Annotated in this window: 10 protein-coding genes; 1 reads left to right on the forward strand and 9 read right to left on the reverse strand. The window is 41.6% G+C overall.

What is annotated here, in order from left to right; genetic code table 11:
* Nucleotides 1-17 precede the first annotated feature (17 nt).
* Both RMY16_RS27015 and RMY16_RS27020 read right to left on the reverse strand, forming a co-directional pair.
* On the reverse strand, nucleotides 18-704 hold the full coding sequence (locus tag RMY16_RS27015) for a DUF6875 domain-containing protein (RefSeq protein ID WP_322738949.1): 687 nt from the start codon (nucleotides 702-704) through the stop codon (nucleotides 18-20).
* A gap of 1,058 nt (nucleotides 705-1,762) precedes the next feature.
* Nucleotides 1,763-3,433: an alpha/beta hydrolase gene (locus RMY16_RS27020; RefSeq protein WP_322738950.1), complete on the reverse strand. Its 1,671-nt coding sequence runs from the start codon at nucleotides 3,431-3,433 to the stop codon at nucleotides 1,763-1,765.
* Nucleotides 3,434-4,000: 567 nt separating this feature from the next.
* On the opposite strand from RMY16_RS27020, the gene RMY16_RS27025 reads away from it, so the two are divergent.
* Nucleotides 4,001-4,453, forward strand: a complete 453-nt coding sequence (locus RMY16_RS27025; RefSeq protein ID WP_322669045.1) for a hypothetical protein — start codon at nucleotides 4,001-4,003, stop codon at nucleotides 4,451-4,453.
* Between the two features lie 137 nt (nucleotides 4,454-4,590).
* Here RMY16_RS27025 and RMY16_RS27030 read toward each other — a convergent pair whose 3' ends face one another.
* The 7 genes from RMY16_RS27030 to RMY16_RS27060 form a co-directional block, all read right to left on the reverse strand.
* Entirely contained in the window at nucleotides 4,591-5,640 is a 1,050-nt protein-coding gene (locus tag RMY16_RS27030) for a M28 family peptidase (RefSeq protein WP_322738951.1), read from the reverse strand.
* 142 nt (nucleotides 5,641-5,782) lie between these two features.
* Nucleotides 5,783-6,193 carry a hypothetical protein gene (locus tag RMY16_RS27035; protein ID WP_322738952.1) on the reverse strand — a complete coding sequence of 137 codons (411 nt, stop codon included), beginning with the start codon at nucleotides 6,191-6,193 and terminating at the stop codon, nucleotides 5,783-5,785.
* Between the two features lie 12 nt (nucleotides 6,194-6,205).
* Nucleotides 6,206-7,567, reverse strand: coding sequence for a S8 family serine peptidase (locus RMY16_RS27040; RefSeq protein ID WP_322738953.1), 1,362 nt, complete (start codon nucleotides 7,565-7,567; stop codon nucleotides 6,206-6,208).
* Nucleotides 7,568-7,573: 6 nt separating this feature from the next.
* A complete protein-coding gene (locus tag RMY16_RS27045; RefSeq protein ID WP_322738954.1) occupies nucleotides 7,574-10,414 on the reverse strand; it encodes an NACHT domain-containing protein in 2,841 nt (946 codons plus the stop codon).
* A gap of 376 nt (nucleotides 10,415-10,790) precedes the next feature.
* Entirely contained in the window at nucleotides 10,791-11,888 is a 1,098-nt protein-coding gene (locus RMY16_RS27050; protein WP_322738955.1) for an ABC transporter ATP-binding protein, read from the reverse strand.
* Between the two features lie 117 nt (nucleotides 11,889-12,005).
* The gene (locus RMY16_RS27055; RefSeq protein ID WP_322738956.1) at nucleotides 12,006-12,890 is read right to left on the reverse strand and encodes a carbohydrate ABC transporter permease; all 885 of its coding nucleotides are present in this window, start codon (nucleotides 12,888-12,890) and stop codon (nucleotides 12,006-12,008) included.
* Between the two features lie 3 nt (nucleotides 12,891-12,893).
* A partial coding sequence (locus tag RMY16_RS27060) for a sugar ABC transporter permease (RefSeq protein WP_322738957.1) occupies nucleotides 12,894-13,800 on the reverse strand: 907 nt, incomplete at its 5' end.

Below are 13,800 nucleotides of genomic sequence, written 5' to 3' on the forward strand. Positions count from 1 at the left end.
CTCAATTTAAACATTTGTTATATATAAGAACTTACCAAATTTTCTTGTTTAATTTGTTCTTTTGCTAAAGCCAATGCTTGATGAGCATTTTTAAACTTTGTTTCATCTGTAAATTTATGCTCAAAATTCTTTAAATAAGCTTCTAAATACCGAATACGTAAGTGTGGATCGACCGGATTCTGAAGAAACGGGAGGTCAGCTTCAACCATAAACCGGATAGCTAATAAGGGGATGGGGCTACGAAGTGGACGAAAGTTTGGGTTGTGCAGACCAGGACTTTCATTACGTTTATGAAATTCTCCTATCATCAGTCCTGACTCAACAAACAAAGGTTTAAGTTTTTGTTGGACACTATCTATTACTTTAGAAGCATCTTCTATATGGATGTCAGGAAAAATAAGTAAAAAAGCTTTATTAATTGCTAATTCCTGCTCTTTAGCAGCTATTTGCAGAAATATATCTCGATACTGTCCAACAATCTCTTCTAATTGTTCTGGATACAAATCTTTTGTGTGAATAACTGCTAGACGAATACTATTTGATTTGAGAGAGTAAGGTACAAAGGGGCAAACTGCGCCGGGTCTACCTAAGTTAGGATGAGACCTTCCTAAAAAGTTTTTCACCCACTCCATAATTTCAATTAAGGCAGAAAGGTCTTCATGTTGCTGGAGTTGTTCGATTTCACGAGTTGTATAGAGTTGCATAAGCTTGAGTGAAATAGAATAATTGTCTAATTTTGAATTCCAAATTAGTTTCACCTTGTAAAACTAATTATTTCAGTAAATAAAACAAGCCCTTTGTTGTTTATTTTTGCTTAATCTGTAGTTTGCAGAAGACAACAATTTTTTATCATTTTGTTTTTTAAACTTAAAGTAATTTACGTCAATACATACACAAATATATTTCGTATCAAATAACTTGTTTTCATTTGATTTGGAAATTAGTTTGTAATATCTTATCTACAGGACTAATCTTTGAATATTGAAACACGTGTAGGGCGTGCTACACTTTGCTAACACACCCTACAATTGCTTGACAGATTTTTTCAAAAACAATTGACGATTTCTATAGTATACGTATGTATTATCATTATTCGGCATCTGCTCCTAGTTTTTTATACTCTTAAGCTTCTGTTATTTTTATGAACACATTATAAATTTTATGTGTAAATAGTTATTTTTACTGTGAAAATTTGGTGTAGATTTAACAGCAACTTTAGGGCTACTATCAAGGTAATATACTTGTAGTAAGTAAAAAGTTTACACAGAATTAGTATAGAGCTAATTTTATAAGCTTTATATTACTGACAGCGCATTACAAATTAATAAAGTACACTCTCCCAAATAGATTGGGGAGGATGCTTGATAGGGTGGGTGGGGTAGTTAATCCACTTAGATGAAAAGTACTATATTCTCGATTGGTCGATCTCAAATTCAGGTATTTGTAGCGAATATCAGTATTTTAGGCTTTATTTTGTCTAAAAATAAAAATGTTGGGATAGTTTAGAATAAGCGGCGACTTCTACCGTTCCCTATATTATTCTTAAGTAAGCTACTCACAAAATTAAATATTTTAGGACTTACGGTACTATACCAATTAACCATAATATGCATTCAGTGAAATTATATTTCAGGTGCTGATTGCAATCGCGATTTTGTCGCATATTTATTGTTCTGGGTGTTAGACATAGCTAAAAAGCCCAAAATTAGTATAGTTAATATGTATGATACGTAAGCCCTATATTTGTTTAATTGGAAGTCTTTTATTTCTCAACAAATTCTTTCACCACTGCCATAGCATCAGGAGGAATCTGCGTAATTAGACGAAATGGAAAGGCGGCAGTTGAAGCAAACTGAGCATAATCTGGTGTCAGGAAGATAGCATAGTTTTTAGCTTCTGGAGTCATCTGGAAAGCAAAGGCCAAGGCTATAGCTTTAACGTACTTGCGAACATCTGCTGCTTGTTCGCCGACAACTTCACCGCCACTAATGGGTGTATTTGGTTGTCCGATCTGATCTAATGTGGTGCTGGGGTCTTTTACACTGAGATGAGTACCCCCGATTATACCAGCTAGTGATTTTGGGGATGGAATTTTGTCAAATCCTACAATCTGTTCAGTTAAAGCTGGGGTAGTTTTATCGGCGGAACCTGCTAACACTATGGTAGGAACTTGTATCTTAGTTAACCCAGTTTCGCCAAAAATTAGAGAAGTTGTCGGATTGAGAGCGATCGCTTGTTTGATTCTGGGATCTCGTAGTTGATAGCTATTTTCTGGTAGTTCTTGAGCGATGCACTGCATATTTTCTCCCAAACTCAAGATAGTCAGGTTCTTTTTACAGCGTTGTTTGAGACGTTCTAGTTGTAACTCGGCTCCAGCAAGTGCTAAAGCTGTACCACCACCAAAAGAATAGCCAACAACCATCGCGTTTGTAGCTGCAAGTTTCCCTTGCAGGGGATGATTAGCTGTTTGGTTGAGTTTTGCTAATTCGTCGAGGACAAAACTAATATCTTGAGGGCGATTTAAAAACTCTTGAGGCTTCATGACTCTGGTTTTGCCTTGTAATGCTAAATCAATATTTGCCGCATTACTACCGGGATGTTCTAAAGCTGCTACTACATAACCGTGGGATGCTAAATGTTCTGCTAAGTAACGCAAGTCCGTGCGGACTGACGCGAAACCGTGAGAAAAGACAATTACGGGTTTGTCGGGAGTTGCAGCAGTTGACCAGTAAATATCAACTGGAATTTTGCGGTCGCGCTTTTGATCGTTCAGACTTAAATTGAGTATTTTTACTTGGGCGCTTCCTGGTTGGCTGGGATCAAAAGGGAAAGCAATCTGCGGTGTTCTCGAATGTGCTGTTATGGGGTCGAGTTGGGGAGCGATCGCTAACATGAATTGCTGGGTACGCCAAAAAGCGGTATTTAAATTCCCTGCAACAACGAAAGCCTTTGGCAAATCAATTTCTAAGCGTTTACTGGGATAAGCAGCAATAAAACTCAGTATAGAAAGACCTTGCGGTGCAGTAGAACCTAATACCAAGCCTGCTCTCAATGCTTGTACCCCAGCGTTGTCCTTTCGGGCTAAGGCTGTAGCAAAGTCATTGAGAATAGTTGTACCAATCTGGGTATTAATTAACTTATCAAGTGTGACAACATTCATCGGTATATTCATACCCAGCGCCCCCAAGAAGAAGCGGCGTTGTTCTTCAGACAAAGACTGTAAACTCCCAGGCAATTTTCCTGTTTTTACAGCCTTTTGCAACTCAGTAACAGAGATGGATTCTGTAAATAAACCAAAACGCACAACAACTGTGTCAGCTGCAATAGCCGAAGTATTTGCCCCCAGCTGTGTAAGTGCGATGCCTACGGCGGGCAAAGCCAACGCGCTAAATAAACCTGCAACTGTCTTAAGACTTCTCAAAATTTTTCCCATAAACTTTTATACCAACTGTTACTTACGGGAATATAACGGATATTTGTGTATTTGACTACCCTAATAATTGATTAGAAATAAAAGTAAATTTTTTCTTAACTTGATGGCGATGTCTACGATGGTCACTGACTTGTACTGAGCGCAGCCGTTGGCACAGGGTCTCGTAGAGAAGTGCGGGCTAGCCTATGCTTTAATCTCCTCAAAGCATTTGCTGATGCAAACACAGCCATATTACAAGCATAACAAACGAATTGTAGAATTCATCATAGCTAAAAATTTGAGCATAAATCAGTGTTAACAGCCACAAAAGCTCGATTGTTTCTCAGCTAGGTTTAATACTGTAACGGAGCTACTAGAACAGGGAAAGCAATGCCTGCGGCGGTAAACTACGCATCTACAATCTGCAATTTTTTTTGACAGCAAAATTTAACCGACTGCTTAATGTTTTGTCTTTGCTCTTTAAAACGTTTTGCAGAAGTGTATGCAGGTGAATAGTTTGACTGCTGTAGCTGCACGATCGTTACTCATCAAATTCCCCCAGCCGCATCAACAATTTTTCTTGGCTTTATGCGTCGCAGACTACCCTATATTTTAATTTTTCTGCTTTCTTTGAGTATTATTACACTGTGGTGGCCTGTGAATGATTCTGATTGCAATTTTGAGGCTTTTATCGCATCAAAAACTACAAAATTCCAAGTACATGCTACTAAGGTTAGTGTTCAACCGTGGCGTGGTCGTCACCATGTATATGGAATATTTAGGATTCCTAATGAATACAAACAAGCTCCATTTTTTGTGTTAACAGTCCAAGGTGCTGGTAGTTACTGTTCAAAACAATTTGGTCATAAACAAAACTTTGATGATATCTTTGCTGAACCAGGAACTTATCTGGTAAAGAAGGCTATTAGAACTCGAAAAACTCTGCGGCTCATTCTTCAAGGTTTATATTCTCAGGTCAATGATAAAAATAATTGGACGTTGACTTTCCCTGAACCAAAAGCTAGTCAAAATAATTCGTAATTCGTAATTCGTAGTTACAATTAGTGTGGGCTTTAACCTACCACTGTCTTGTTTGCCACTAAATTTGCATATTTAGTGGGGGTTTGTACCCTCTTTAATTACGAATTAGTAATTATTTGGTCAAGATAATTCATAAGTTAGCTTGGTGGTTGAGTTTCCAAAATCTGGTTTTTCTCTAATAAAGCACTAGTCGCATTAACTACAATTTGTGCTGCCCCGGTGAAGAACGATCGCTCGATCGTCGCTGGCACATCGCTAGGTTTATGATAGTGCGGAGTGCGTAAATTTGCGGTATCTGTCACCAGCACAGCACCCACACCCTGATACCAAAACGGTGCATGATCGCTGCGTAGGGTGTCTGGTGTCAGTAAACCTTTAAAAGGAATTGGTAGTGTTAGGACTGCTGGCATTGATTCCTGTTTATTCAGGGCGGTTGAGGAGATATTTTGTGAGTTTTGAAAGGCATTTAAGAAAGGTAAATGCTCTGTATCACCCACTACCACTAAAAAATCGCCCTTGTCGCTAGGTGGCGTAACAGGCAATCCGGTAGGGTATTTCTGACATCCAGAAGTGTAACAAGCGTAACCTACCATATCCATAACGATCGCTCCGCCTAAATTTTGCAAGCGTGCTGTCTTACTCACAAAAGCCTGACTACCCAAAAGTCCTGCTTCCTCTTGGTCAAAAAAAGCTAGCTGTAACGTTCGTGGCGTAGAACGAGAACCGAGCAACCGAGCGACTTCCAGCACTACGGCTACACCACTGGCATTATCATCGGCACCAGGGGAAGAGGCAACAGTATCGTAATGCGCTGCTACAAGAATTGCTTTCGCGGCTTTGTTAGTTCCTGGACGTTCGGCAAAAATATTCACACCGTCAGAGAACTTTTCTAACTTAGGTTTCCAGCCAGCTTTTTTCAGTTCAGTTGTAATATAAGTGCGAGTAAGCGATCGCTCTTTTGTGGTGTAGCGCTGAAAATTCAACTTTTGGATATGGTTTAACAGCTTCTCAGTAGACACTTGGAGAGTAATATCAACTTCCCTTGATGGCTGTGAATCGAGTGTTTCCACCGGAATCCGCTCAACAATTGTCGGTGAAGGACGCTGTTCAAAAAACGTGCTACCTCTGCTACCCAACACGGCAACTGCCATCACCACCAACAGCATCAGCCAAATCCATTTTCTCATCTGATTTATCCTTGGCTTCCTGACTTAGGGTAGCGCAAATCTAAAGTATGATTAATGCGACCATAGAATTCTGTACTAGCTGCAATTTAAACTGAAAACCTGTAGAAAAAGGAACTATAAGCTGTTGTACGAAATCAAAAAGCTATTCAAGTGTATTAATTCTCTTAGAATTACTTAAATGTATTGGGTAAATAGATTGATCTTCTATTACAGCTTTAACTGCCTCAGATTCAGCTAAGGCATTGACACCAGCGACTGTAATTTCAACTGGAATAGAACCCAACAAGTCAGGATGTTCGGTCAGCGATCGCCCCTCAAAGTTTTGGATAATTCCACTAATGTTTCCTAAAGCTTGTTTTGCCGACTCGCGTATGGCTTTGATTGCATCTTGGCGCTCACTACGCGATTGACGCTTGTTGATCAAGCTTTGATCATCTTGAACGCGAAGTAAGACTATTACACGGACTTTTTGTTGAGGTTCAAGATTTGTCAACCGAGCTGCAAACTCAGGGCTAACTTTCTTTGGATTGGGTGCATCGTGCCTATGCATCATGCTTATCCCCAGTTATATTAAGGTGAGGGCGTTCAATGCTTCAACAGGCTGAATTAATCCATTTCCCCAGCGATTACAAGGTCGGAGCGCAGAACCGTTTGGATGATAAGCGGTTTCTTTCAGTACTCTTATTATATCGGTTGCGGGTGCGGTTGGGTTTGCTGCCATTAATAGAGCAGCGACACCTGCAACATGAGGAGTTGCCATTGAAGTACCATCCATAAAATTGTACTCATAAGTACCGTCGGGGCCTTTGGTGGGAGGAATACATGAGTAAATTTGAGAACCAGGGGCAACAATATCAGGTTTAGTCACCAAATTATTTGGTTGCCCAGGAAAAACAAGACTCGCACCACTGCTAAAGAAGCTGACATCAATATCACTAGGCTCAATCTTTTCCACTGCACCTACAGAGAAAGCATTGTAAGCATTACCAGGGGAACTACTATTACCGTGATTTTCGTTACCAATGGCTACCACAGGCAGAATGCCATACTGATTGAGCAAGATTTCTAGAATTTCGGCAAACAGAGGCTCATAGTAGTTTAAGCCTAGAGACATATTAATAATATCTGCCCCTTTTTCAATTGCCCAAGCAATTCCTTCCATTAAAGTTCGCAAAGTAGCATCGCCAATTAGTACACCTGCAACAAACAGATTTGCTTGGGGAGCAACGCCAATAGAAATACCTTCTGCGGTTTGACCACCTGCGATCGTTCCACAAACGTGAGTACCATGTTGCCCACAATCAAAGGCTGGCTCTGACTTGATGCGTCTTCCTAGTGGGTCAATAACAATAAAATCTTTGACACGATCTTTGAGGGCTGAATGAGCAGCATAAACCCCTGTGTCAAGGACTGCAATATTAATATCCTGACCTTTCGTTTTTTGCCACAGTTGAGGAATTTCAAGTTGTTTTAAACCCCAAGTCAGATTATCTTGGTTTTCCTGCTCAATCAGTGCTGAATATTCAACTTTTTGAGGTCGGATGAGGTGAATTTTTTGATTAGGAAGAACAGCAACAACACCAGGTTGTGCTGCTAAAGTTTTAAGGGTTTTGCGAGTAACTTCGATAGTGGCTACAGGCAGTGTACCAGTACCAATAGAGGAGATTTTTAGCGGTTGCTTTGTGTAACCCAAGTCACGGCTAGCTTCTTGGTAGTTGGCGATTACCTTTTGTTCAACGGCTTTTTGAATTTGTGCTTGTTCTTTTACTTCATCTAATCGTCGTTTTAGTTCTCGTAAGCGACCACGTAATGGTAAACCTTCAATTGGTGGTGCTTGGTAGATAACAATTGCATCTCGTTTATCATCTTCGCTAGTGTCGGCAAGAAATTGCTCAAAGGCAGGGGATATTTTTGACTCAGTACTCAAGATAATTTACCTCTTTCTAGGTTTAGGTTTATTAGTTTGGGTTTTAACGGATGCAGACTTACGAGATGTTTTTTCTTGAGGTTTCACGCCTTCAAGTAAGTTTGCCCAATTGTTTAAGGCTTTTATGGCTCTCTCACGAATCGGTATTGGCTCTTTTTCCATCTTGACACTCTTGAGATGGGTAGCCAGTTTTCTTGCTAATAATGCAAACTCCTGATTTGTTTCGGGATTCTGAAGAGTCGATAGTTCTGTTAGTCCTCTTCCCCGAAGACTTTCAAATGCATGTAAAGTACTCCATGAAAGATTTTCTGAATTACACAATACACTTATGACTATGCGAAAAACTGCCGCAAAACCTTCTGCAACTTGTCTCTTGGCAAAATCACGATATAATAGCCCTATGAAAGCAATCTCTGCCTGAGAATAATAAACTTGACTATTCCTGAAAGCAGGGCCAACTGAAATGTATAAATCCGTAATTTTTGCCATCTCAGCTAATATTTCATCAGGTGCATATTTATGTAGAAGATGAATTATTTCTGAGAGTTGAAATGGATTCTTATTTTGCCATGTTTGTAACTTTTCTAACAGAAAATTTATATTTACTATTGTTGAATTTAAAGATAAGAATTTGTGAGATTCACTGAGTCTAATGTTGCTTCTAATGCAACCAGCAAGCGAATTGGCAATAGGTGCAACTTCCTCCAGTGGAAATCGATTCAATAATGCTGTTTCAAAGGAACCTGGCGCGCTCGCTACTCGTTCTAATACTCGCCGACGCAAATCTTTATCTTGGGCTAGCTCTGAACCTCCTGAGAGATAAGCTTCTGTCAGCACCTCAGATAGAGACTCTGTATCTGCCTGGGTTATCAATTGTTCAATTAAATCACGTACAGCAGGAGTAGTTGCTAGACCAGAGTACAGAGCGATGACCTCTTTCCAACGACCATCATCATGCTCTTGCACTAACTGCTCTTTATCGACACCAAGTCGATTACCTTCATGGACTGCCCTTGCTGCTAAATATTCCTGAAACGTAAGATGGGCAAAACCAAAAATACCTGGGCGACGTTCCAGCAATAACCCAGTGCGATAGCGAATATGTTCCAGCAGTCTAACAGCCCGTTCTGAATCTCCCAAAACTGTTGCAAAAATTTCTTGTACCTGAACTGCATCATACTCAGCCCGATCCTCTGCCTGCATTGCCAGAGCTACTTCACGGCATGTGCGGAGCTTTTCGTCAAAACCAAACTCAGAATGAATTCCGCGCCGCTGATCCCAATTATGGAGCAATCCCTCAACACAAAGCCGATACAGCAGAGCGCGGTCTTCTGGCAGACTACCTCCTTCAAAGTAATTAACCAGGCAAATAGCCGAAAGCATCAGAGGGTTACGAGCCAGATTGCGAATATAAGGATGGTCTTGAAAATTCTCAACAATCCGGTTTCCATCTCCCTCACCTTCCCGCCGTGCTTCTGCTTCAGACTCATTCCTAGCTAAACGTATAGCAGTACACCAGTGACGGGTATACTCTTGGATTTGAGATTCATTAAAATCCAACAAATTACACTCGATGAATTTCTGCTGGTGAAGTAGACCAGGAGGATAGCCCACAGGACGAGAGGAAATCAGATAGTGACACTTTGGATATCTTTTTAACAAATCAAATAACCAGGGAATCAAGTATTTATCCCACAGTTCTGGTTCTGTTTCATCCAAACCATCCAGCATAAACAAGACACGGCCCGCCTGCATCTGTCGCTCAATCCAACCATCCGGCATTAAATCAGCTCGGTCTTTACTGGCTGTTGCCTTTTCAATTAAGGCTGCCCCTCTAGGTAGATTCTGCAAATCGAGTTGCCGCACTCGCAGCAGTAGTGGAATTGCTTGCTGATCCCCCAAGATAAACTTTTCTTCAACTGAAGCTAGTTTGACTTGCAACCACTCGAAAAAAGTAGATTTTCCTGCACCCGGCAAACCAACGATTACATTACGATCTGAACATTTCACCTGCTCAAGGGCAGTAGGTGGTAATTTCTCCTCTGGTTCTTCTCCTTTTGTTCTTTGCTGGAGCATTTCATCATGATTATTGCGCTCTCCATAAAGCCGACGTGCTGCTGCTAAATTCATCAAAGATGCTGAAGCATCAGCTTCTGCACCATCTTCATCTTGAGAAAGTTCTTGCACCACTACACGAGGCATGACAAATAACTCACGCAAGTCCACATCTAAATTGGTGGTCATTCGGACTGTTCCCGCTTCAACCCTATGGAACCGTTGCAGCAGATAGTCACGGTACTGAAGTTCATAACTCTCATCGGCTCCAGCTTGCCCTGACTTACCCTGAGCATCAATTTGGTTACTGATTTCATTCAGTTTGTTGACTACTCTCCCAGGTAACTCAAAGGTGCTGGAGAAGTTAAGCTTTTGCCACTCTGCCATGACTGGCCCAACTAGCATTAATACCTGCACTACGGTGTAAAGTGCCAAACGATAGACAGGCCCATGTGTCTGCTGAACTGTCTGCGGACAAGGCAGACGACTGAGGACATTTTCAACAATTTCCTCAGTGGTGACGTTAGGATTGGCAATGTTCTCCAATTCGAGTAACTCACCTATTGCTGCAAAGCCTCTCAAAATTTCCTCAACAGTTGCTTCACTCAATTTTTGGTTCAGAAAAAAACGAGTTAAAGACGACGATGCTGCATCTGCCGCAGCCTCAACCTGACGAATCACAGGCTTCAGCCTTCTTAGCTCAGATATTCGTCCACGGAAAGGCTCAGAGAATATGAGATCAAAAAGCGTAGCATAAAAGTCTAAAACCTGATCGTCGACTGAGGATGGCATACTGAGTTTTTAGTTTATCTTGCTAAGTTGCCTAAAGAATATTGTGGCATGGAGCCAAAGTAAGCGCGATAAATCGCCGTCTCTACGAAAGACTGATTATTGTCCGTTCGCTCATTTTTTGACATTTGCTCGAATTTAATAAAACCTATATCTGATAAAAGTTTCAACTTTTGTAGACAATTTTTATCTCTCTTTTTATTTGAAATTTATAGTTCAAATGAACTACTAAGTGGCGATGTCTACGACTGGCTACGCCTACGCTATTCTGGGAAAGGCTGAAACACCAATTCTGTCATCAGTAATTTAAAAAGTCAGAGCGAAATAAGTGAACGGACAGTGATTATTGTAGAGACGGCGACTGATCGCGTCTCTTGCTTTAACTGACGCCTAACATTTGTCTTTTAACAAGAGCATGGCCAGATTGCACATCAAACCAGTGAATATCTTCAGGGGGCAATGCTAATGTAATATCCTCGTTACTCCAATTTTGGTCTGTTGGCAACAAAGCACGTACCGTAATCGCTCCGGTTTGTGAACCCTCAACCTTGACACTGACCAAATAGTGCATACCCAAGTTTTCCACTAAAAACACTTTCCCTTGAATAGTCTGGGTATCACCTGGTTGAGCTATGCGGACATTTTCGGGGCGGATTCCCAAAACAATTTGCGGTGGTACAGTTGGTATATCTGGAAGAAGCACTTGGAAGTTACCCAAGAGCGCATATTGTCCCTTACAAGGCAGAGTTAGCAAATTCATTTGCGGACTACCAACAAATCCAGCTACAAATAGATTAGCGGGATGGTTATAGATGCGGTCAGGTGGGTCAAGTTGCTGGACATAGCCATCGTTGAGCAAGGCAACTTTGGTGGAGAGCGTCATCGCTTCGGTTTGGTCGTGGGTGACGTAAACAACTGGCACTTTTTGGGCGGCAAAAATTTGCTTAATATCAGCTCGGACTCTTTCCCGCAATAGTGCATCCAGGTTACTTAAAGGTTCATCCAGCAGGTAGACATCGGCATTACGCACCAAAGCACGACCAACAGCAACCCGTTGCCGTTGACCTCCAGACATTTGGCCAGGCTTGCGGTTCATTAACTCTGCTAATCCTAAAACTTCTGCCACTTCTGCCACTCGCTGTTTAATTTCTGTCGGTGGTACTTTTTTCAGCTTGAGTCCAGAAGCGAGGTTTTCGTACACCGTCATGTGGGGATAGAGTGCATAGCTTTGAAATACCATTGCAATATTGCGATCGGCTGCTCGCTTATAGGTGACATCCACTTCCCCGATTTCGATCTGACCGCGAGTCGGTTCTTCAAGACCCGCAATCATCCGTAGGACGGTGGATTTGCCACAGCCAGAAGGACCAAGTAAAGTGAGAAACTCATGGTTATCTACAGTTAAACTAACGTCTTTGACAGGGACGACTTTAGGACTGTAGGTTTTATTCAAGTTTTTAAGTTCGAGTTTAGCCATTTTTCATTTTGTCATTTGTCATTGGTCATTTGTCATTGGTCATTTGTCATTTGTCATTGGTCAGAAATTATTATTCTCCCCTCTGCTTCCCCTGCTCCCCTGCTCCCCTGCTCCCCCTTATCCCTTGACAGCACCAGCGGTAAGACCTTGGACAATCCGGCGCTGAAAAAACAAAACTAGTAAAATCAGGGGTAATGTCCCGATGACAGTTGCAGCAGCGATCGGGCCATAGGGAATTTCATATATTGTCGCACCACCCAACTGAGCCGCAGCAACGGGAATTGTCTTCAACTCTTCACGCGTCATAAACGTGAGAGCAAAAATAAACTCGTTCCAAGCAAAAATAAAGGTAAGGATTCCAGTAGTCACCAAGGCGGGAAGGGTCATGGGTAGAACGATTTGCCACAGTAGTTGGAAAGTGTTATAGCCATCGACCCTAGCCGAATCTTCCAAGTCTTTTGGTAATTGTTCAAAAAAGCTTTTAAGTACTAAAATTGTTAGCGGCAAATTGATCGCAGTATAGGGTATAATTAGCGCCAGATAATTATTGCCCAATTTCAGCGCTTGGATAATTTCTAATAATCCTAAGAACAAGAGAATTCCAGGAAATAAGGTAACAATTAAAATGCTGGCGAGGATAACTTTTTCACCCCAAGGGCGTAACCGTGCCAGAGCATAAGCCGCAGGTGCGCCGATCGCTAAAGCTACAACAGTAGAAGTAATCGACACAAAAGCACTATTAAAGATGTAGCGCCAAAATGGACGACGAGTGAATAACTCAATGTAGTGATTGAAAGTAAAGCGTGTAGGGAAATAGACAGTAGGAACGGCTGCAATATCGTCATTTACTTTAAACGAGGTCAGCAATTGCCATAGAGCTGGTGCTAGGCTAAATAGCACTATTAATACAACTATGATGAACAGCAAGATTTTTTTCAGAGAAAACTTGGTTCCCCCTGTTCGTTCTGGAGTCGTTGGAACTGCTTGGGGAGTTACACTCATGGCTTAAATGGCTCCTGATGTTTTGGCACGGTATTTGTTAAGTAAGAAACTAGCGATCGCCACCGCCGCAATTAATATTAAGAATGTCACTACTACTAGGGCTGCTCCATAACCAAAATCTAAGTAGCGCATCACCGTGGAGTAAATGTACAATGACACCACTTCCGTAGCGCCACCAGGGCCACCCCCGGTCATCACAGCAACCAAGTCAAAAATTCCGAAAGCTTGAGCAAATCGAAATAGCACTGAAATTAATATCTGCGGCAGCAGCAATGGCAGGGTAATATTACGGAAACTTTGCCAAGCAGTTGCCCCATCAACCGAGTAAGCTTCATAGAGGTCTTGTGATATCGACTGCAACCCAGCTAGCAACAGGATACTGATAAACGGCGTAGTTTTCCAAACATCAGCAAAAACCAGTGCTATCATCGCCAGCGTTGGCTCTCCTAACCAATTAATCCCAGTCTTAATCAGCCCCAAGCGCAGCAGAATATCGTTCACAACCCCAAACTGGTCGTTAAAAATCCAAGACCACGCTAGACCAATCAAAGCAGTAGGCAAAGCCCAAGGGATAATGGCAGTTGTACGCACTATGCCTCGCCCAACAAACGCCTGATTGAGAACAAGGGCAATCCCCAGTCCTAGCAGTAATTCTGAGATGACCGATGCTGTTGTGAATACGGTTGTCGCCCACAAACTCTGCCAAAAACGACCATCCCCCGCCATCCGCACATAATTCTCCAAACCAGAGAATACAGGTTGTAACTCTGTTCCCAAATTTCTAGTAAATACGCTTAACCAAAATGCTCGTAAAATCGGGTAGGCAAATACAAACAACAACAGCAGCAATGCGGGTGTTAATAAAATCCAGGCTGTCTGTTGTTCTCGATTTCTAAGTGTATGTAAATTT

The sequence above is a fragment of the Nostoc sp. DedQUE12b genome (assembly GCF_034530835.1).
Classification (GTDB): domain Bacteria; phylum Cyanobacteriota; class Cyanobacteriia; order Cyanobacteriales; family Nostocaceae; genus Nostoc.